Consider the following 18,447-nt stretch of genomic DNA (forward strand, 5'->3'; position numbering starts at 1 on the left):
GGCCACGTACTCAAATAGCTGAGTGATTGGTGACATGTCCAGGCCGTGCAAACAGATCAATGCCTAGCGAGTGGAGTGCTTGGAGGACTGTTTCAAAGCGTGGTTTTGCGCCGGGGGAGAACGCCTTGTAAAGACTCTCGCGACCCATACCCGTCTCAGTGGCGATCTTTGTCATTCCTCGGGCTTTGGCCACGTAGCCGATTGCACGCAGAAACTCTTCGTTATCGCCGTCGGCCAGCACCTGAGAGAGGTACTCACTGATAGACTCGTCGCTGTCGAGCAGCTCGGCCATATCGAATGTCGTCAGTGTTTTCGGCATTTTCAAACCTCCTTTGCCATTTTTTTGCCCGTCGGATATCGGCTTCTTGCGATGACTTGCAGCTGGAATGATTGATCGAAAGGTCGCGGAGGATGGGGCGGGGACACATCGCTTTCAAAGACGTTTTCTGTTGCCAGAATTTGCCAGGAGAATGGGCTCGTAGGCGTAGTGTTGAATTTAGCGAAACCGCCTACGCGGCCATCCGAATCGCCTGGGTTATGCCTGTGCGAGGTTGCCACGCGTGTCGAACCACCGAATCCCATACATAAAAAAACCGGCCACCAGAGCCGGTTTTTTCATGCATCCCCCGTCAAAACCATCCAGACGCGGGACCAACAATTAGGTGGAGCGGGTAGAGGGGGTCGAATGGGCCACGTGGTGCGTGGGTTTCAGGGCTTTTTTTCGGTTCGCTATACAAACCGCTATACAAGCATTTTCGGGGCGGCGGACCCCGCATCGCCTGTCACGACGTAGCGCACTGGGGGTGACGACGGCCCGTGGATGAGTTATTTTAAGTGTAAGCAATTTGCGTATACTTTCCTATGAAAACGGTCTTCTTCGAAACCACAAGCTTCACCGCCACTGTCGGTGACTACCTGACTGACGATGAGTATCGGCAGCTTCAGACCGAAATGCAGGCGAATCCTGAAGCAGGCGATGTGATGCCACGTACCGGAGGCTTCAGAAAGCTCCGCTGGCAGGACGTTCGTCGAGGCAAGGGAAAGCGTGGTGGGCTGCGTGTCATTTACTACTGGCTGATGAATGACGGTCAGTTTTGGATGTTCGCGATCTACGACAAGGATGAAATGGCGAACCTGACCGCTGATCAGGAGAAAGCACTGAAAGCTGCGATTGATGCAGAGCTGAAAAAACGAGGTGGAAAATGAAAAAGCGCGATCTGTTTGCAGAACTGATGCAAGGTGTTGGCGAGATGGCTGAACACCGGCAGGGGAAGATTACGCTTCGTCAGTACGAAGTGGAGGCCCTTGCGCCCCCAGAAGTGACGGCTGCTGAAATCATTTCTATCCGTGAAAAGCTGCACATGTCACAGCCAGTATTCGCCCGGCAGATCAGGACCAGTCCTGACACGCTGAAAAACTGGGAGCAGTCGAAGTCCAAGCCCAATGCTCAGGCGGCGCTGTTGATTAAGCTGGTTGAGCGCTTCCCGGATATGGTTGAGCGGCTGAACGCTGTTTGAGCTGATCGGTTCAAAGCCCGGCTTGGTGCCGGGCTTACTGCATTAGTCTTGCCCAGGTGTTGAGGGCAGCGCTGACGCAAGCGTCTCAAGGCTCGAAACAGGTTGATCCAAGCCTCTGGCTCCTCTGAATGTGACTGCTAGCTGATGCTCCTCTGTTTCAACAACATCCACCAAACCGAAAAGGGCAAAAAGCTCTGCGCCTTCAGCTCGCCCGACATCAGTCGAGGCAGTTTCCTCTTCGTCATCCCAGCTTTGAGCGAAGGAGCGAGCAGCCTCCTCTGTTGCAAAAAGCACCATTGTGTCGACCGAAGACCAGGTTTCAAGGTCTTTAGAGCTCTGGAACGTGAACGGTGCGCCATCATCTCGAGCGTAGAAGGCATATTTATCTGAGAATAACTTTGAGCCGATGTGCTCTGGTCCTCGACGGAGGATCCACGCCCCATTAGGGCCTCGTGCGCTGAGGTGAGGGATTAAAACCAATTGGCGTAATGCGGGATTTTTATCGAAAAGCTTCAACGGTAATGCTGGACGACCCAAATGCAGGTGGGTACTGCCGCACTTGAACATGGTTTTATCACTGCCATTTGACGACCAGGACCCGAAGGGCTCCAGATCTCTCATCAGCCTGATGATTACAGGTACGAGTTCCTGAGATTTGCGTCCCATGATGGGGCCAAGATTTTTCAGCGCCCGTTCATTTTCTTTAAAGTTGTCGGAAGAGATGGGGATGAGCATTTCCGGCGTTATTTCGACGAAGTCCCACGCCAGTAGCCCGTCACGGTGCATATCTACCGCGTCGTAGGTTTCATTGTTGTAGGTGCGCAATTGTTCGCCGCGAAGAGGGATGACATCTGTGGCCCTTTCAGCTCGGCCAGCATGAGGATCCGGTGTGATTGATTCGAGAGCTGAGGACCAATTGCAGCCACGCCCTGACCATATTTGAACCGCCTCGACGAAGGGGATACCTGATGTGTTGTCAGTTGGTGTTCCGACGTAGCAGCGCACTAAGGGCAGGGGACCCTACAACCCAGACTGAAATGATTTCGAGTTCAGACGTTTCCTCTTCGTAAATATATTTGTGCGTGACACTACGCTGACTAGACTCATCGAGTCGTTCGCAGATCTTTGTCAGCTTCTTGGTGAATGAATCTCGTGGGTAGCGTTTCTCAACAGCAGAAATTGTTTTTTTCATGGTTTCAAAGTGGATCCGGAGAAAGGCCTTTCGGAAATTGGTCGTAACCCGCCAAAAGAAGCGGGCGCAGAAAGATCCTCATGAGCGCACCGGCCGCTTCTTCGGCGTATGGAAAGCCTCTTTCTAACTGCCTCCACATCTCCCGCGCTAGGGGCCTTAATTCAAGCCGTGCTCCGACCCTGGCCGTATGGAGCCAAACCATTAACGCAGCCGCTTCTTGAGATCGACCTTCCGTTTGCAGGCTTCGGATCATACCGTTGAGAGCTTGCGGGGTTTCTGGTTCGACTGTGTATGCTCCGATTGGATCAATCAGGAGAAACCCGGCCTCTTCCAGTCGGTTTCTAGTATCTGCAACCAAGGCCACTACCATTCTGATCTCATCTGAATCCATTTGGCGCAGTTGGTCAGTGAATGACGTCAGTTCGTTTTGTTGAATACGTAGGTAGCGCGCCAGCTTCCATTTAGTAAGCAGACCCATTTTCGTTCCCTGATAAGCTGCAAGTGCCCAGGACGGTAACCTGCTCCTGACGAGTTCGCTACCTATGGAGTTTGCTCTGTGGCCGCTCGCGTTTGAATTCAGGCGTAAAGGAGCGGCGTTGTTTGGTCATCTGACACCTCGATCTGGCGAGCATTCTCGCCTAAATAGGTGTCCGGTTTCATTAGACCACTACAGTCGTTCTTCAGGGCGCCGTTAATCCCCTGGAGGGTTTTCTTAGCGCGACCATCTTTGATTTTCTTTTCCAGCCACAAATCAGCCGCCACTTTGAACGTATTGGCCTCAGCGACGGCCTGTGCCGCTTTCAGGGCAGCTTTGTGCGTAATGGGGTCTACACATCAGCATTAAGCTTCAACGCAGCACGCGCCTTTTCTCGGGCGTACTTGGCGCTGACATCAGGATAGGTGCCCAACCCGTGCCAGCCCCATTTCCCATTGGGCTTTTTATACCGCAGCACCCAGCGCTTACGACCCGCACTGGTTACAAGGAAGTAGAGGCGGTCAGCCCCGTAGTTTTGGTAGTAGTCCTTCGCCAGGCTCCAATGCAGCCAACACCATATCGGCCGGGCGCAGGCGCTTGATATCAGTACGTTTCATGGCGTTTGTATAGCGTGGTTCGATCTAACTCCACTATACAAACCGCTATACAAAAAATTCCAGACTGAGAAGACAAACGACGGAGTGCGAGGGAACGTACGGAATCGCTGAAAGCCCCGAATTTACTGGGCTGGTTGCTGATATGGAAACGTGGGGGAGGATGCGGAAAAGCGAGGGAAAAGCAGAAGTGGAGCGGGTAGAGGGAATCGAACCCTCGTCGGAAGCTTGGGAAGCTACTGTTCTACCATTAAACTATACCCGCTCAGAGCGGCTGACTTTGTACCAGATGTTCACCCGGATTTGAAGTTTTTCTTCAAAAATGTGTGGGTTACAGGCCTATGTGGGAGCAGGCAAGCCAGCTCCCACACAATTAGATCGCAAAGGCATGTTGAGTCTGACCCTGGTGATAACGCAATCGACTGACCGGCCGCTGCGACTTCAGAAACCCAACAACGGCCTCTCGGCTGTCCCGGCATGCGGCCTTGTGCTCCATGTCCAGGAAGTGTCCGGTTGCCTGGATGGTGCTGAAGCTGCTGTGGGCCACATGCTGGCCGAACAGCTTGGCGTCCTGGGCGCTGGTGTATTCGTCCCATTCGCCGTTCAAGAACAGAACCGGAATGTCGATCTGCTTGGCCGCCTTGAGGTAGCACAGCCGATCGCTGTTGAGCACTTGGCTGATGTGGAAGTGCATCTGCCCATATTCGTGCTCGGCCAGGCTGCTCACATGCTTGTAGTTGAAGCGCTTGAACAACGACGGCAGGTGTTTGCCGATGGTGTTGTTGACGAGGTGCCCGACGCGGTCGCGGTCGAGGTTGCCGAGGTAGTCAACGCCACGTTCAAGGTAGTCGCGCATGGGCGTGTTGATGACCGGTGAGAACGAGCTGATCACCGCCTTCTCCACACGCCGCGGGCGGTGGGCGAGGGCGACCAGGGTGGCGGCGCCGCCCCAGGAGAACGACAGCACGTGTTCGGCGGCGAAGTGGTCGATGAGTTCCAGGAGGATCTGGCCTTCGACGTCCTTCGTCAGCATTTGCTCATGGCGGTTATGGATTTTGGAGCGGCCAGCGTAGGGCTGGTCGTACAAAACCACATTGAATTGCGGGTGCAGGCTTTTCACGGTTTGGGCGAAGGATGCCGTGGTGGCCATGGAGCCATTGACCATGATGATGGTCTTTGCAGCAGCGTCCGCGCGATAGAACTCCGTGTAAACCCGATACTGACCCTGTATATCCAACACAGCGATTTCTGGCCTCATGTCGTAAGACTCCTGGCAAGCGGGTAGGGCGCGCAGATAACTCTGCACGAGCTTTGTGACAGGTAGGCATACGCCTGGAAAAGGGAGGCCCATGTCGATCCGATGACGGCTGGTCGACGGCTGTTGTTATGGCGGGCGGTTTTGCCTGGAAGGCCCGTAGATCAAGCGCGGGCGGGGGCAAAGTGTTTCTTGGAGGTTATAGGCGACTCGCCAGTCATATTTCGGCTGACGATTTGATTCAAGCAGCACAGGCGTCACCTCGCAAGGCGCCAAACTGGTTTTTTGCCATCACCGGCTGAACGGTCGTCAGACCTGTCGGATCTCGTCGTCGGTCAGTGCCCGATACTCCCCCGGCGCAAGGTTCGCATCCAACACCAAAGGCCCCATTCGTTCGCGATGCAAGCCGATCACCTTGTTGTCGAAATGCCCGAACATGCGCTTCACCTGGTGATAGCGCCCTTCGACAATGCCCAATCGCGCCGTCCTCGGCCCCAGCAGCTCCAAGGTGGCAGGTTGGGTGGTGAGGTCTTCAAAGGCAAAGTACAGGCCGGCGGCAAACGTGATGGCGTATTCCGGGCCGATCGCTTGCTCGGTTTCCACCAGGTAAACCTTGGGCAATTTGGTTTGCGGTTGCGTCAGGCGCCGCGACCACTGGCCGTCATTGGTGATCAGCATCAGACCGGTGGTGTTGAAATCCAGACGGCCGGCGATGTGCAGCTCACCTTTGTCCGGCACATCCAGCAGGTCGAGGACGGTCGGGTGCTGTGGGTCCGACGTGGCGCTCACACACCCCTGCGGCTTGTGCAGCATGAAGTAGCGCGCCGGTTTGCCGGCCTGCAATACCTCATCGTCGACACACACACGGCTGAATTCGCGCACCTCGTGATGGGGATCGCTGACCGACACGCCATCCACCGTCACACGCCGTTCAACCAGCAACACGCGCACCTGCTGGCGATTGAAACGCGGCAGGTTGCTGAGGAACCGATCAACACGCATTACGGCTGTTCATCGCCGCGCAATTGCGCGTCCACTTGAGCGCATCGTGGGCACAGGCAAGCCTGGTTGCGCAACGCATCGGGCAACGCCTCAAGCACGGCCGGGTCGATGGTGACGCCGTAGCACCAGCACGCTTGGTCGGCGGTGCGTGGGTCGGCCAGGGTGCAGTCGTTGCGGGCGCCGCAGGCGGGGCAGAGGGTTGGCGTGGTCATGGCTCGGTTCAGGCAGGATCTCGGTGGGGTGGCACGATACAGCGTCGCCGCAGACCGTGCCAAACCGGCCGGAAAATGACGGCGCTCCGGTCGTCCGATCTACGTGTTTCAAACTGTGTCAAAAACGCACCAGATTCGGTTTTTGATGTCAGATATTTCGTGATTCGGTGAAAGCTGAATGCCGCCCCCCAGCGTCGCTGGAGGAGCTCTTCCGCGGTCCAGGAGGCCGCCATGTATCGACGACTGCTACTCACTGCCTTGCTCGGCCTGACCTTATCCGCGTGTGTGCCTTATTACGACGGTGGCGGCACCTACTATCGCTCCGAGGTCTACACCACCCCGGCGCCAGCGTATTACTACGGCGGCGGTTCTTCCTACTATGGGCGCAGCTATTACACGCCAGCACCGCGCTACTATCCTGCGCCACGCTACTATCAAGCGGCACCGCGTTATTACCAGCCAGCGCCGCGTTATTATCCACGGCCCGGTTACCGGCCTTACCCGAACCAGGGTTGGGACAATCGCGGTGGTCACGACCGAGGCGGCCGTGGTGACGGCGGCCATCGCGGGCACCGTTAACGCTCAGATAAATCCGCCAGGGGGTGCCGGCCTTCCCACGCTTTGTGGAAATGCGCCTGCACCACCGCTTGGGGCACCGTATTCACATCCGGCCAATGCCAATGGGGCTGCTGATCCTTGTCGATCAGCCGCGCGCGCACCCCTTCGGCAAATTCCGGGTGACGGCAGCAGTTCAGGCTCACGGTGTATTCCATCTGGAACACCTGGGCGAGGGACAACTGACGGCCACGCTGGAGCTGTTCCCACACCAGGTGCGCGGTCAATGGGCAGCCTTCGCTCAGGGTCTTGCCGGCTCGGCTGAACAGCGGGTCGCTGTGGTCGCGCAATTGGCTCAAGGCGCGCCAGGCGCAGTGCACATCACCGACATCCAGCCATTCGTCGATCTGCGCCCGGCGCGGTAGCCACTGCGCTTCGGGTTGCTGGCTGAGCGCTTCCTGGGCCAGGGCCTTGAGCAGGCTGTTGAGCTGCATCGGCGTTTGTTCCTGCCAGTTCAATTGCAGCAAACCGTCGATCAACTCATCTTGCTGGTCATCGCCTAGGAAGCGGTCGGCCAGGCCCAGGTCCAAGGCATCGCGACCGTTGATATGCGCACCGGTCAGGCCGAGGAACAACCCGAGCTTGCCCGGCAGGCGCGACAAAAACCAACTGGCGCCGACGTCCGGGAACAGGCCGATGCTGATCTCGGGCATGGCCAGGCGGCTGCTCGGCGTGACGATGCGCACCGCCGCACTTTGCAACAGGCCCATGCCGCCACCCAGCACGTAGCCGTGCCCCCAGCAGATCACCGGTTTTGGATAGGTATGCAGGCGATAGTCGAGGCGATATTCCGCCGCAAAAAATTGCGCGGCCAGTGCCGGAACAACGCCGGGCTGTTCACGGCATTCCATCGCGAGGCTGCGCACTTCGCCTCCGGCGCAAAAGGCCTTGGGGCCGTTGCCGCGCAGCAGCACGCAAACGATATTCGGATCTTTCGCCCAAGTGTCCAGGCGTTCGCCCAGGGCCAGGATCATCGGCAAGGAGAGGGCGTTAAGGGATTTTTCTGCGTCCAGGCTGGCGATACCGATGCGGGCACCGTCGTTGCCGGTCAGCTCTTCGAAGTGCAGGTTCATCGTGACCTCATTCGGGAAGGTAGAGGATGAGTATGATCGCTTCGTAGGAAAGTGCTGGTGGTGTGTCAGATCAATTGACAAGCGGGGTCGGCTTTCCTAGGGTTCGCCTCATTCTTTTTGACAAGACCATTCCAACATGACCGAAGGCGACCGTATCAAACTCGAACCCACCTGGAAGCACGCCCTGCGCGATGAGTTCGAGCAACCGTATATGAACCAGTTACGCGAGTTCCTGCGCGATGAACATGCGGCCGGCAAAGAGATCTATCCGCCCGGCCCGCTGATTTTCAACGCGCTCAACTCCACGCCGCTGGACAAGGTCAAGGTGGTGATCCTCGGCCAGGACCCGTACCACGGCCCCGGCCAGGCCCATGGTCTGTGCTTCTCGGTGCAACCGGGCATCCCAACGCCGCCGTCGCTGCTCAATATCTATAAAGAACTCAAGCGCGACCTGAACATCGACATCCCCAACCACGGTTGCCTGCAAAGCTGGGCCGACCAGGGCGTGCTGCTGCTCAACACCACCATGACCGTGGAACGCGCCAACGCCAACGCCCATGCGGGCAAGGGCTGGCAGTTCTTTACTGATCGGATTATCGAAGTGGTCAGCGCGCATCAGCCGCACTTGGTGTTTTTGCTGTGGGGCGCCCATGCCCAGGGCAAGCAGAAGCTGATCGATGCCACCAAGCACCTGGTGCTGACCTCGGTGCATCCGTCGCCGTTGTCGGCGTATCGCGGGTTTTTGGGGTGTGGGCATTTCAGCCGCACCAACAAGTTTCTTGAGCAGAATGGCGAGAAGGCGATCGAGTGGCGGTTGCCGTCGGTATAACAGTTATCCGCAATCGAATGTGGGAGCGGGCTTGCTCGCGAAAACGGTGCATCAGTCAACATTTTCAGTGACTGACACACTGCATTCGCGAGCAAGCCCGCTCCCACATTTGAACTGTGTGCGTGTTTAGAGTTTTTCCGGCTGGCGGTTCCAGTGTCGGAACAGTGGTTCAGCCAGAAACAACACAAACAACAACCGCATCACCTGCATCGCCGTCACCAACGGCACCGACAATTGCAGGGTCTCTGCCGTAAGGCTCATCTCGGCAATCCCGCCGGGCATCATGCCCAGGGTCAACGAGCGTAAGTCCAGATGAGTCAGCGCGCTCAGCCCCACCGCCGCCAACGTCGCCAGCGCCATGGTCAGCGCAGTGCCGATCAAGGTGCGGCCCATGAACGACGGCGCCCGGCGAAAGAACTGCCGATTGAAGTGGCAACCCAAACCGCTGCCGATCAGCCACTGGCCAATCTGGCTGCCGCCATCGGGCAGGCCGATATGCAGATCCCATACAACACTGGCCGTCGCACTCACCAGCAACGGCCCGAACAACCACGGGTTCGGTTGACGCAAGCGCTGCCAACCCCAGGCCACCAGCGCGCCAAGCGGAAACAACGCCAACAGCCAAGGCCAACTCACCGGTGCCGGATGAAACTGCGGCGCGCCGCCCTCAAGCACATACTTGAAGATCGCCGGCACACACAGCACCACCACCAACACCCGCAAACTCTGCCCCGCCGCGACACGGCTGAGCACCGCGCCATTGCGTGCGCCGAGGTTGACCATCTCCCCGGAACCGCCGGGCATACTGGAGAAAAACGCGGTGGCGCGGTCTTCTCCGCTGCGCCGCATCAGCCACACGCCAACCACGCTGGAGAGACTGGTGACCAGCGCGCCGAAGAAGATCAGCCCGAAGTGGCTCATGACCTGCTCGATCACCACCGGCGTAAAGTGCAGGCCGATGCCGATCCCCACCACCCACTGGCCGCATTTGCGCCCACCGGGAATCTCCGCCAACTGCCACGGCGTGAGGCAACGTACGAGGATGATCGCCAGCAACGAGCCGACCATGTACGGCAAAGGCCAGCCGACCAGGCTGGCCAGGTAACCGCCGGCCAGACCGACCAGCGGTGTTCCCCACCAATGTTTAAAGGTGACCTCAGACATCGGCCACGGCACGACGCTGCAGGGCACGTTTGCGGTAGATACGCACCAGCGGGAAGGCCAGCATCAGCGCGGTCAGGACCCATACCCCAAAGGTGATCGGGCTCGACCAGAGGATGTCCAGCGCACCGTTGGAAATCGACAGCGCACGGCGCAGGTTCTGCTCCATCAGGCCACCGAGGATAAAGCCCAGCAGCACTGGCGACAGCGGGAAGTCCAGTTTGCGCAGGATGTAGCCGAAGATGCCGATGCCGACCATCAGGAACAGGTCGAAGGTGGTGGCGTGAACGGCGTACACACCAATCGCGGTGATGATCGCGATCACCGGCACCAGCGCCCAGTTCGGCACGGCAAGGATACGGGTGAAGATGCGGATCATCGGGATGTTGAGGATCACCAGCATGATGTTGGCGATAAACAACGAGGCGATCAGGCCCCAGACGATGTCCGGTTGCTGTTGGAACAGCAGCGGGCCCGGGGTGATGTTGTACAGCGACAGCGCGCCGATCATCACCGCTGTGGTGCCCGAACCGGGTACGCCGAGGGTCAGCATCGGTACCAGGGCGCCGCAGGCAGAAGCACCAATCGCGGTTTCCGGGGCGGCGAGGCCGCGCATGTCGCCCTGGCCGAATTTACCGCTGGCACCGGCCAGGCGTTTTTCGGTCATGTAGGCAACGGCCGAGGCCAAGGTGGCGCCGGCGCCGGGCAATACACCCATGATGAAACCGAGCAGGCCGCAGCGGATATTCACCACGAAGACTGCGGACGCTTCCTTCAGGTTGAACATCATCCGTCCGGTGGCTTTCACCGCTTCCTGGCCACGGTGGGTTTTTTCCAGCAGCAACAGGATCTCGCTGATGGAGAACAGGCCCAGTACCAGTACGACAAACTGGATGCCGTCTGTGAGGTGGATGTTGTCGCCGGTAAAACGGTACACGCCGCTGTTGGCGTCGATGCCCACCGCCGAGAGGAACAGGCCGATCAGCGCCGCGACAAAGGTCTTCAATGGCTTGTCACCGGCCATGCCGCCCAGGCAGACAATCGCGAACACCATCAGTACGAAATATTCCGCAGGGCCGAAGGCAATCGCCCATTTGGCCAGCAGCGGCGCAAACAGCACCATGCCGCAGGTGGCGATAAACGCGCCGATGAACGAACTCCACGCCGACAACGACAGCGCCACACCGGCCAGGCCTTTGCGGGCCATCGGGTAACCGTCGAGGGTGGTCATCACGGTGGAGGCTTCGCCCGGGATGTTCAGTAGGATCGAGCTGATCCGGCCGCCGTATTCGCAGCCCAGGTACACGGCCGCCAGCAGGATCAGCGCCGACTCCGGCGGCAGGCCCAGGGCGAACGCGATGGGGATCAACAACGCCACGCCGTTGATCGGACCCAGGCCCGGCAACAGGCCGACCACGGTGCCGATCAAGGTGCCGCACAACGCGGTCACCAGGTTGTACGGGGACAGTGCAACGCCGAAGCCCTGGCCCAAATAGCTGAAAGTATCCATATCAGTTCTCCAGAACGTCGAGCAGGCCCAGGGGCAGCGGTACATCCATGGCTTTATCGAACAGCAGGTACAGGCCGATGGCCATGAGGCTGACGATCACCACGCTCGGCAACCAGCGGCCGCCATACAGGCGCGCCATGGGGATGCCGATCAGCATGCTGCTGAGGATGAAACCCAGGGGCTCGAAGGTGCCGGCGAACACGATCAACAGGCCGACGCAGATGCCGATCTTGATCAAGGTTTCGCGGTCCAGCGCCGGTTCTTCTTCGGTGTGATTGGTCGGCTGTGGGCGGATGATCATGTAGATCAGGCCCAGGCTCATCAGCCCGAGCATCAGCAGCGGGTAGGCACGTGGCCCGACCGGCTCGTAAGAAAACGCGGCCTGGTACGGCCACGCCATCAGCGCGAGACCGGCACAGACCAGCAGCATGACGCTGGCGAAAATGCGTTGTAAGAGCATGTGAAACTCCTGGGCCACGCCGCCCGGTTGAAGAGGGCGTGGCCATGTGACAGGCAGGGGCGGTTACTGGATCAGGCCGAACTCTTTGGCCAGCACTTTGTAGTCAGCCACCTGTTTCTTCACGTAGGTGTCCAGCTCTGGGCCGGTCATGGCGAACGGGAACAGCTCGCGCTGGTCACGCAGCTTGGCGAACTCGTCGGAGGCCAGCAGTTTGTCGAACGCGTCTTTCCACCAGGCGTAGTCGGCATCGCTGACTTTTGGCCCGAGGTAGAAGCCACGTACTACGGGCCAGACGATGTCGTAGCCTTGTTCTTTGGCGGTCGGAATATTCTTCATTTCCGGCTCGTCCAGGCGCTCTTCGGAGAACACCGCCAGCAGGCGCATGTCACCGCTGAGGATGTGGGGCATGGAGTCGGAGATGTCGGTACTGCCCACCTGGATGTGACCACCGAGCAGGGCGGTGGCGATTTCGCCGCCGCCTTCAAGCGCCACGTAGCGCAGTTCACGCGGGTTGATCCCGGCGGCCTTGGCGATCAGTGCAGTTTGCATCCAGTCCTGGCTGCCGACGGTGCCGCCGGAACCGATCACTACGCTGCCCGGATCTTTCTTCAGGGCTTTGACGAGATCGTCGAGGGTCTTGTAGGGCGAATCGGCTTTCACCGCGATAGCACCGTAGCTGGTGCCGACCGCTGCCAACCAGCGCACGGCGCTTTCATCAAAGCGGCCGAATTTGCCCTGGGCCAGGTTCAGCAGCGAGCCGCTGGACCACGCCACCAAGGTGCCGGCATCCGCCGGGCGCTGGGCGACCACGGCATTGTAGGCCACCGCACCGACGCCGCCGGGCATGTAGGTCACGCGCATCGGCTTGCTCAGCAACTTTTCGTTGACCAGCGCGCTTTGCGCCAGTTTGCAGGTCAGGTCAAAACCACCGCCAGGGGAGGCCGGGGCGATGCATTCCGGGCGCTTGGGTTCTTCGGCGGCCAGCAGTTGGCCAGCGAACAGTACGCAGCCGGCGGCGAGGGCCAATTTACGCAGTGAAAGGGTCATGTTTTATCTCCGTCTTTGTTGTTATGAGTGGCTACTTACCAAAGGGCGACGCTGTAGCTGACCAGCACGCGCATTTCATCCGCATCACGGGCTGAGTAGTTGGAGCGGTAGGTGGCATTGCGCAGGCGCACGGCCACATCCTTGAAGGTGCCGCTTTGCACCACGTACTTGATCTCGCTGTTGCGTTCCCACTCTTTGCCGGTGTCGCCGTTCTTGAGTTTGATGTTGTCACCCGAGATGTAACGGCTCATGAAACTCAGGCCGGGAATGCCCAGTTTGACGAAATCGAAGTCGTAGCGCGCCTGCCAGGAGCGTTCTTCGGCGCCGGCAAAGTCGTTGATCTGTACGAAGTTGACCAGGTACGGGTCGCTGCCATCCACATAGGGGAACGCATTGTCGCCGGACATGTGCTGGTAGCCGGCGCTGAGCTTATGGCCATTGAGGGCATAGCTGAACAGGCCGTTGAGGGATGTGTTGTCGATCTTGCCGCCACGGGCGCTGCCGGTGTCATCGCTGATGGCCAGGCGCAGGTCGGTGGCGAAGGTGCCGGGGCCCATCGGGCGGGCGGCGACCAAGCCGAGGAAGTGCTGGCGGTACACGTCGTCGAGTTGGGCGAAGTGGTAGCTGCCGGTGATCTTGTCGGCGAACTTGTAGTCCACGCCACCGAAGTTGAAGTGCTTGCCGGTGGCGCCGCTGACGAAGCGGCTGTTCTTGTTGTTGAGGGCGATGTCTTCGTAGTTGCTGTCGTCGCGGTCCTTGGCTTTGTCCAGGCGGCCACCGGTGAACACCAGGTTCTTGAATTCCTTGGAGGTGATCAGGCCGCCGTTGAAGGTCTGCGGCAGGATGCGCCCGTCGTTGGGCTTGAGGATCGGCAGTTCGGGGGCCAGTGAGCCAATCTTCAGTTCAGTAGCGGAGATTTTTACTTTGCCGGTCAGGCCCAGCTTGGAGTACTCGTTGGCGGCGCGGCCATCATCGTGGGGCGGCAGCAGGCCGGTGCCGGTGCGGTCGGGGCTGGAGTCGAGCTTGACCCCGAGCATGCCCAACGCATCCACGCCAAAGCCGACGGTGCCGTCGGTGTAGCCCGATTGCAGGTTGAGCATGAAGCCCTGGGCCCATTCGTCGCGCTTGGATTGCTGCGCGCTGGTGCCGTCGCGAAAGTCGCGGTTGAAGTACATGTTGCGGGTTTCCAGGGTACCGCTACTGTCTTCGAAGAAGGCAGCCTGGCTAAGCGGCGAAAAGCCGGCAAGGGCAGCGGCACTGGCGAGGGCGGTCTGGGTCAGGCGGGAAAAACGCACAGGCGAGAATGCCTGGGGCTGTGTCGACAGCATCGTGGTGTACTCCGTTATTGTTCTTATTTTGACGAAAACGCTTCAAGGCGTTTTTCGGGCGCGGCGCGAAGGCAGCTCGGTGGGCATAGACCACCGTGACTGGATGCTAAAGGGCGAAGCTTTCACTAACCTTTCAATGGCCTTTCAATGTTTTCGGGCTTCACAGGGCAGGTTGCGCCTGTAAACTGCCCGCCAAAGCGTGGCGTCGCCCACCCCTGAACGAGGTACAAATCCATGCGTGTCCTGTTGGTTGAAGACCACCTGCAACTCGCCGAAAGTGTCGCCCAGGCGCTCAAGAGCACGGGTTTGACCGTCGATGTGTTGCACGATGGGGTGGCCGCGGACCTGGCCTTGAGCAGCGAGGAGTACGCCGCGGCGATCCTTGATGTGGGCTTGCCGCGCATGGACGGTTTCGAGGTGCTGGCGCGCTTGCGGGCGCGTGGGAAAAATCTGCCGGTGTTGATGCTGACCGCGCGCAGCGATGTGAAAGACCGTGTGCACGGGCTGAACCTCGGTGCTGACGATTACCTCGCCAAACCGTTCGAACTGACTGAGCTGGAAGCCCGGGTCAAGGCCCTGCTGCGGCGCAGCGTGCTGGGCGGCGAGCGCCAGCAGACGTGCGGGGTGCTGGTCTACGACCTCGACACTCGCCGTTTCACCGTGGGTGGCGAGCTGATGACGTTGACGTCCCGCGAGCAAGCGGTGTTGGAAGCGCTGATTGCGCGTCCGGGGCGGGTCATGAGTAAAGAGCAGTTGGCGTCCCAGGTGTTCGGCCTGGATGAAGAGGCCAGCCCCGATGCGATCGAAATCTACGTGCACCGCTTGCGCAAGAAACTCGACGGCCAACCGATCGCCATCGTGACTTTCCGTGGCCTCGGCTATCTGCTGGAAGCGCGCGATGCATAAACCCAGCAGTCTGCGCTGGCGCCTGCTGTGGAACCTGGCGCTATTGCTGGTGTTGTTGATGCTCGCCAGCGGCATGAGTGCCTACTGGAACGGGCGCGAGGCGGCCGACACCGCCTACGACCGCACCTTGCTCGCCTCGGCGCGGACCATCGCCGCCGGGTTGACCCAGGTCGACGGCACCCTCAGCGCCAACGTGCCCTATGTGGCGCTGGATACCTTCGCCTACGACAGCGCCGGGCGCATTTATTACCAGGTCAATGACATTGATCAGAAGCTGATTTCCGGCTACGAAAACCTTCCCGGCCCGCCGCCCGGTACGCCGCGCACCGATGATTATCCGGCCCTGGCGCGCTTTTACGACGCGGTGTATCAGGGCCAGCCGGTGCGTGTGGTAAGCCTGCTCAAGGCGGTATCCGAGCCGAACATGAACGGCATGGCGGAAATCCGCGTGGCCGAAACCGATGAAGCGCGCGTCAGCATGGCCCGCAGCCTGATGGCCGACACCTTGCTGCGCCTGGGCATGCTCGCGGTGGGCGCGTTGCTGCTGGTGTGGTTCGCCGTGAGCGCGGCGTTGCGCCCGCTGGAGCGCTTGCGCACTGCCGTGGAAGAACGCCAGCCCGACGACCTGCGGCCGCTGCCGCTGGTGGAAGTGCAGCATGAGTTCGGCCCGCTGGTGCGTTCCCTCAATCACTTTACCGAACGCCTGCGCGGTCAGTTCGAGCGCCAGGCGCAGTTTATTGCCGACGCCGCCCACGAACTGCGCACGCCGTTGGCCGCGCTGAAGGCCCGTCTCGAATTGGGCCTGCGTGCCGAAGACCCGCCGACCTGGCGCAGCACCCTGGAAAGCGCCGCCCAGGGCACCGATCGCCTGACCCACCTGGCCAATCAACTGTTGTCCCTGGCGCGTATCGAAAACGGCGCGCGGGCGATTGCCGAGGGCGGTGCGCAGTTGCTCGACCTCAGCCAGCTCGCGCGGGAATTGGGCATGGCCATGGCGCCCTTGGCCCATGCGCGTGGCGTGGCGTTGGCGTTGGAAGCCGATGAGCCGGTGTGGCTGCGTGGCGAGCCGACGTTGTTGAACGAGTTGTTGAGCAACCTGGTGGACAACGCCCTGGCGCACACGCCACCGGGCGGTAATGTGATCTTGCGGGTCACGGCGCCGGCGGTGCTGGAAGTGGAAGATGACGGCCCGGGCATTCCGCTGGATGAGCGCGACCGGGTGTTCGAGCGCTTCTACCGACGCAGCCAGCAAGGCCTGGGGTCTGGCCTGGGGCTGGCGATTGTCGGCGAGATCTGCCGCGCGCACCTGGCGCAGATCAGCCTGCACGATGGCGAGCGGGCGGGCTTGAAGGTACGGGTGAGCTTTATCGCCGGCTGATCAGTAGAACATCGAGCGTGCTTCATCCAGCTCGGCGCGCAGGGCTTCGCTGTAGGGGTCGACCCGCAGCTTCTTGAGTGCCGGCAGGGTGGCGGCCGAGACATTCGCCAAGGGATGGTCAGTGCCGCGATAGCAATACAACACGGCGATTTGCACCAGGTCGATGTAGTCGAGGGTAGGGGAGTCACGCTCCATATCCAGGTACTGTCCCGGCAGGTTGGCGAGCATCTCCGGGAAATCCCAGCCGCGCAGCAGCTTGTCGCCGAGCAACGGGTGGATGCTGTCGATTACATGGTTGAGCGCCACCGGGTCCGACAGCAGTTCGTAGTGGTCTTCGGCATAGGTCAGGATCGGCAGCACGCCAATCTGATGCACCAGGCCGCCCAGGGCAGCCTGGTCCGGCTTGAGCTGGCTGTGGCTGCGGCACAACGCATAGCTGACGCCCGCCACTTCCAGGCTGCGGCGCCAGACATCGCGCATCTTCTGTTCGACCGCTTCGGAGCGGGCGTGGAAGATCTGTTCCATCACCAGGCCGATGGCCAGGTTGCTGCTGTAGTTGGTGCCCAGCCGGGTGATGGCGGTGTGCAGGTCGGTGACTTCCTGGGTCGCGCGCAACAACGGGCTGTTGACCACTTTGATCAGGCGCGCCGACAGCGCGGTGTCGCGCCCGATCACTTTGCTCAAGTGGCTGATGCTGATTTCCGGGTCTTCAGCGGCCTGACGAATTTTCAGCGCCACTTCCGGTAATGTCGGCAGAACCAGGTCATCGTTATCGATGGCCGTAATCAAAGCCTGTTGGACTTTTTCCGCCAGCTTGTTCATTCATGATCTCTAGGGTGTTGCAAAAAGGTACGGCGACTAACGCTGGATCTCTCGATCACGGTCGAGTGTGTAAGGCAGGTCAAGCAGGTGCAAACCGGGGCCTTCCAGGGTGCCGAGGTGCACATCGCCACTGTCGGCTGCTTCGGCTTGCAATACGGCCAAAAGTTCAACCGCCTGGTCAGCTTTTGCTGCAATCACTACTTCGCCGATCGAGCTGTTATGGCTGGGGGAAAACAGCGGGGTACCTGGCTCGGGCATCTCGGCCCCATCAAGGCGCAAGCGATACAGGCGACGCTTGAGCTTGCCCAGGTACTGCATGCGCGCGACGATTTCCTGGCCGGTGTAGCAGCCTTTCTTGAAGCTGACGCCACCGACGGCCTGCAGGTTGAGCATCTGCGGGATGAACAGCTCGCGGGTTTGCGGCATGACCTGGCCGATGCCGGCGCGGATCTGCCCCAGCAGCCATTCGTTCAGACCGGCTTCTTCAAGCTGTGCCGCCAATTGGCTGCGTACGGTATCGGCATGCTCGACGGGCACCCAGAGTTCGGCGCGGCCGGGCGAAACTCGAATGGCGATCAAGTGTTCAGTGCGGGCAACGCTGTCGGTGTCGGCGGGCAGCTCAAGGCCGAGAGCGGCGAGTGCCTGATCCGCACCGATGAGGCCGAATCGAACCCAGGCGGCGCTTTCGTCGGTGAGTTTGGATTTGGAGAACACCGCGTATTTCTTCAGGTCGGCCAGTTGTGGCTCCAGCAGTTCGCTGGCCATGGCCAGTAACACGCCGTCACCTTGCAGCAGGATGCGGAAGCTCGACTGCATGCGCCCTTTTTGCGTGCAGCGCGCGCCGAGGCTGGCCTGGGTGTCGCTCAGGTAATTGAGGTTGCAGGTCAGTTGCCCTTGCAGGAACTTGGCAGCGTCGGCGCCGCGGACGGCGAGAACGCCTTCGTGGGACAGGGGGCAGAAGAAAGCGGAGTCAGCCATGGGTCATCGCAGGTCAAAAAGTCATGGGTGCATCATAGAGGGGCGCCCGGCAAATGGATAGTTTCCGTATGGG

21 protein-coding genes and 1 tRNA gene are annotated in these 18,447 nt (G+C 60.0%); 6 read left to right on the plus strand and 16 right to left on the minus strand.

Annotated elements, in window-relative coordinates; translation table 11 throughout:
* Positions 1–10: 10 nt before the first annotated feature.
* The gene (locus ACZRMO_RS03735; protein ID WP_463971941.1) at positions 11–319 is read right to left on the minus strand and encodes an addiction module antidote protein; all 309 of its coding nucleotides are present in this window, start codon (positions 317–319) and stop codon (positions 11–13) included.
* Positions 320–861: 542 nt separating this feature from the next.
* Between ACZRMO_RS03735 and ACZRMO_RS03740 the strand changes: the two genes are divergently transcribed.
* A complete protein-coding gene (locus tag ACZRMO_RS03740) occupies positions 862–1,206 on the plus strand; it encodes a type II toxin-antitoxin system RelE/ParE family toxin (protein ID WP_191958315.1) in 345 nt (114 codons plus the stop codon).
* Positions 1,203–1,517, plus strand: coding sequence for a helix-turn-helix domain-containing protein (locus tag ACZRMO_RS03745; protein ID WP_017529609.1), 315 nt, complete (start codon positions 1,203–1,205; stop codon positions 1,515–1,517). The genes ACZRMO_RS03740 and ACZRMO_RS03745 overlap by 4 nt, the downstream gene beginning before the upstream one ends.
* A gap of 42 nt (positions 1,518–1,559) precedes the next feature.
* Here the strand turns inward: ACZRMO_RS03745 and ACZRMO_RS03750 are convergent, their stop codons facing one another.
* From ACZRMO_RS03750 to ACZRMO_RS03780, 7 genes are all read right to left on the minus strand, one after another.
* Entirely contained in the window at positions 1,560–2,342 is a 783-nt protein-coding gene (locus ACZRMO_RS03750) for a hypothetical protein (protein ID WP_463971942.1), read from the minus strand.
* Positions 2,343–2,713: 371 nt separating this feature from the next.
* The gene (locus ACZRMO_RS03755; protein WP_463971943.1) at positions 2,714–3,187 is read right to left on the minus strand and encodes a hypothetical protein; all 474 of its coding nucleotides are present in this window, start codon (positions 3,185–3,187) and stop codon (positions 2,714–2,716) included.
* Positions 3,188–3,536: 349 nt separating this feature from the next.
* Complete coding sequence (locus tag ACZRMO_RS03760) at positions 3,537–3,791, minus strand: Arm DNA-binding domain-containing protein (protein WP_463972123.1); 255 nt, start codon at positions 3,789–3,791, stop codon at positions 3,537–3,539.
* 198 nt (positions 3,792–3,989) lie between these two features.
* Positions 3,990–4,063, minus strand: a tRNA-Gly gene (locus tag ACZRMO_RS03765).
* A gap of 108 nt (positions 4,064–4,171) precedes the next feature.
* On the minus strand, positions 4,172–5,056 hold the full coding sequence (locus ACZRMO_RS03770) for an alpha/beta fold hydrolase (RefSeq protein ID WP_463971944.1): 885 nt from the start codon (positions 5,054–5,056) through the stop codon (positions 4,172–4,174).
* 306 nt (positions 5,057–5,362) lie between these two features.
* Positions 5,363–6,055 carry a 16S rRNA pseudouridine(516) synthase gene (locus ACZRMO_RS03775; RefSeq protein WP_463971945.1) on the minus strand — a complete coding sequence of 231 codons (693 nt, stop codon included), beginning with the start codon at positions 6,053–6,055 and terminating at the stop codon, positions 5,363–5,365.
* Entirely contained in the window at positions 6,055–6,267 is a 213-nt protein-coding gene (locus ACZRMO_RS03780; protein ID WP_463971946.1) for a cysteine-rich CWC family protein, read from the minus strand. The genes ACZRMO_RS03775 and ACZRMO_RS03780 overlap by 1 nt, the downstream gene beginning before the upstream one ends.
* Before the next feature lie 231 nt (positions 6,268–6,498).
* On the opposite strand from ACZRMO_RS03780, the gene ACZRMO_RS03785 reads away from it, so the two are divergent.
* Complete coding sequence (locus ACZRMO_RS03785; protein ID WP_463971947.1) at positions 6,499–6,846, plus strand: hypothetical protein; 348 nt, start codon at positions 6,499–6,501, stop codon at positions 6,844–6,846.
* Here ACZRMO_RS03785 and ACZRMO_RS03790 read toward each other — a convergent pair.
* Entirely contained in the window at positions 6,843–7,955 is a 1,113-nt protein-coding gene (locus ACZRMO_RS03790; protein WP_463971948.1) for an enoyl-CoA hydratase/isomerase family protein, read from the minus strand. The two genes, ACZRMO_RS03785 and ACZRMO_RS03790, sit on opposite strands and share 4 nt — an antisense overlap.
* A gap of 136 nt (positions 7,956–8,091) precedes the next feature.
* On the opposite strand from ACZRMO_RS03790, the gene ung reads away from it, so the two are divergent.
* The gene (ung, locus tag ACZRMO_RS03795) at positions 8,092–8,784 is read left to right on the plus strand and encodes a uracil-DNA glycosylase (RefSeq protein ID WP_463971949.1); all 693 of its coding nucleotides are present in this window, start codon (positions 8,092–8,094) and stop codon (positions 8,782–8,784) included.
* 126 nt (positions 8,785–8,910) lie between these two features.
* Here the strand turns inward: ung and ACZRMO_RS03800 are convergent, their stop codons facing one another.
* The 5 genes from ACZRMO_RS03800 to ACZRMO_RS03820 form a co-directional block, all read right to left on the minus strand.
* Positions 8,911–9,948 carry an AbrB family transcriptional regulator gene (locus tag ACZRMO_RS03800; protein ID WP_124525855.1) on the minus strand — a complete coding sequence of 346 codons (1,038 nt, stop codon included), beginning with the start codon at positions 9,946–9,948 and terminating at the stop codon, positions 8,911–8,913.
* A complete protein-coding gene (locus ACZRMO_RS03805; protein WP_124525854.1) occupies positions 9,941–11,455 on the minus strand; it encodes a tripartite tricarboxylate transporter permease in 1,515 nt (504 codons plus the stop codon). The genes ACZRMO_RS03800 and ACZRMO_RS03805 overlap by 8 nt, the downstream gene beginning before the upstream one ends.
* 1 nt (position 11,456) lies before the next feature.
* Positions 11,457–11,915 carry a tripartite tricarboxylate transporter TctB family protein gene (locus ACZRMO_RS03810; protein ID WP_463971950.1) on the minus strand — a complete coding sequence of 153 codons (459 nt, stop codon included), beginning with the start codon at positions 11,913–11,915 and terminating at the stop codon, positions 11,457–11,459.
* 63 nt (positions 11,916–11,978) lie between these two features.
* The gene (locus tag ACZRMO_RS03815) at positions 11,979–12,962 is read right to left on the minus strand and encodes a Bug family tripartite tricarboxylate transporter substrate binding protein (protein WP_124525852.1); all 984 of its coding nucleotides are present in this window, start codon (positions 12,960–12,962) and stop codon (positions 11,979–11,981) included.
* Positions 12,963–12,997: 35 nt separating this feature from the next.
* The gene (locus ACZRMO_RS03820; protein ID WP_463971951.1) at positions 12,998–14,290 is read right to left on the minus strand and encodes an OprD family porin; all 1,293 of its coding nucleotides are present in this window, start codon (positions 14,288–14,290) and stop codon (positions 12,998–13,000) included.
* A 234-nt stretch (positions 14,291–14,524) separates the two neighbouring features.
* On the opposite strand from ACZRMO_RS03820, the gene ACZRMO_RS03825 reads away from it, so the two are divergent.
* Both ACZRMO_RS03825 and ACZRMO_RS03830 read left to right on the plus strand, forming a co-directional pair.
* The gene (locus tag ACZRMO_RS03825; RefSeq protein ID WP_017736361.1) at positions 14,525–15,196 is read left to right on the plus strand and encodes a response regulator; all 672 of its coding nucleotides are present in this window, start codon (positions 14,525–14,527) and stop codon (positions 15,194–15,196) included.
* Positions 15,189–16,574, plus strand: coding sequence for a sensor histidine kinase (locus tag ACZRMO_RS03830; protein WP_017736360.1), 1,386 nt, complete (start codon positions 15,189–15,191; stop codon positions 16,572–16,574). The genes ACZRMO_RS03825 and ACZRMO_RS03830 overlap by 8 nt, the downstream gene beginning before the upstream one ends.
* Here ACZRMO_RS03830 and ACZRMO_RS03835 read toward each other — a convergent pair whose 3' ends face one another.
* Together ACZRMO_RS03835 and ygfZ are read right to left on the minus strand one after the other, a co-directional pair.
* Positions 16,575–17,396, minus strand: a complete 822-nt coding sequence (locus ACZRMO_RS03835; RefSeq protein WP_257780275.1) for an HDOD domain-containing protein — start codon at positions 17,394–17,396, stop codon at positions 16,575–16,577.
* 36 nt (positions 17,397–17,432) lie between these two features.
* A complete protein-coding gene (gene ygfZ, locus ACZRMO_RS03840) occupies positions 17,433–18,374 on the minus strand; it encodes a CAF17-like 4Fe-4S cluster assembly/insertion protein YgfZ (protein ID WP_463971952.1) in 942 nt (313 codons plus the stop codon).
* Positions 18,375–18,447 lie beyond the last annotated feature (73 nt).

The sequence above is a fragment of the Pseudomonas sp. B611 genome (assembly GCF_055407965.1).

Coding starts and splice junctions, on each gene's coding strand:
- ACZRMO_RS03735 (WP_463971941.1), bottom strand. CDS start 319: ATGCCGAAAACACTGACGACATTCGATATGGCCGAGCTGCTCGACAGC.
- ACZRMO_RS03740 (WP_191958315.1), top strand. CDS start 862: ATGAAAACGGTCTTCTTCGAAACCACAAGCTTCACCGCCACTGTCGGT.
- ACZRMO_RS03745 (WP_017529609.1), top strand. CDS start 1,203: ATGAAAAAGCGCGATCTGTTTGCAGAACTGATGCAAGGTGTTGGCGAG.
- ACZRMO_RS03755 (WP_463971943.1), bottom strand. CDS start 3,187: ATGGGTCTGCTTACTAAATGGAAGCTGGCGCGCTACCTACGTATTCAA.
- ACZRMO_RS03770 (WP_463971944.1), bottom strand. CDS start 5,056: ATGAGGCCAGAAATCGCTGTGTTGGATATACAGGGTCAGTATCGGGTT.
- ACZRMO_RS03775 (WP_463971945.1), bottom strand. CDS start 6,055: ATGCGTGTTGATCGGTTCCTCAGCAACCTGCCGCGTTTCAATCGCCAG.
- ACZRMO_RS03780 (WP_463971946.1), bottom strand. CDS start 6,267: ATGACCACGCCAACCCTCTGCCCCGCCTGCGGCGCCCGCAACGACTGC.
- ACZRMO_RS03785 (WP_463971947.1), top strand. CDS start 6,499: ATGTATCGACGACTGCTACTCACTGCCTTGCTCGGCCTGACCTTATCC.
- ACZRMO_RS03790 (WP_463971948.1), bottom strand. CDS start 7,955: ATGAACCTGCACTTCGAAGAGCTGACCGGCAACGACGGTGCCCGCATC.
- ung (WP_463971949.1), top strand. CDS start 8,092: ATGACCGAAGGCGACCGTATCAAACTCGAACCCACCTGGAAGCACGCC.
- ACZRMO_RS03800 (WP_124525855.1), bottom strand. CDS start 9,948: ATGTCTGAGGTCACCTTTAAACATTGGTGGGGAACACCGCTGGTCGGT.
- ACZRMO_RS03805 (WP_124525854.1), bottom strand. CDS start 11,455: ATGGATACTTTCAGCTATTTGGGCCAGGGCTTCGGCGTTGCACTGTCC.
- ACZRMO_RS03810 (WP_463971950.1), bottom strand. CDS start 11,915: ATGCTCTTACAACGCATTTTCGCCAGCGTCATGCTGCTGGTCTGTGCC.
- ACZRMO_RS03815 (WP_124525852.1), bottom strand. CDS start 12,962: ATGACCCTTTCACTGCGTAAATTGGCCCTCGCCGCCGGCTGCGTACTG.
- ACZRMO_RS03820 (WP_463971951.1), bottom strand. CDS start 14,290: ATGCTGTCGACACAGCCCCAGGCATTCTCGCCTGTGCGTTTTTCCCGC.
- ACZRMO_RS03825 (WP_017736361.1), top strand. CDS start 14,525: ATGCGTGTCCTGTTGGTTGAAGACCACCTGCAACTCGCCGAAAGTGTC.
- ACZRMO_RS03830 (WP_017736360.1), top strand. CDS start 15,189: ATGCATAAACCCAGCAGTCTGCGCTGGCGCCTGCTGTGGAACCTGGCG.
- ACZRMO_RS03835 (WP_257780275.1), bottom strand. CDS start 17,396: ATGAACAAGCTGGCGGAAAAAGTCCAACAGGCTTTGATTACGGCCATC.
- ygfZ (WP_463971952.1), bottom strand. CDS start 18,374: ATGGCTGACTCCGCTTTCTTCTGCCCCCTGTCCCACGAAGGCGTTCTC.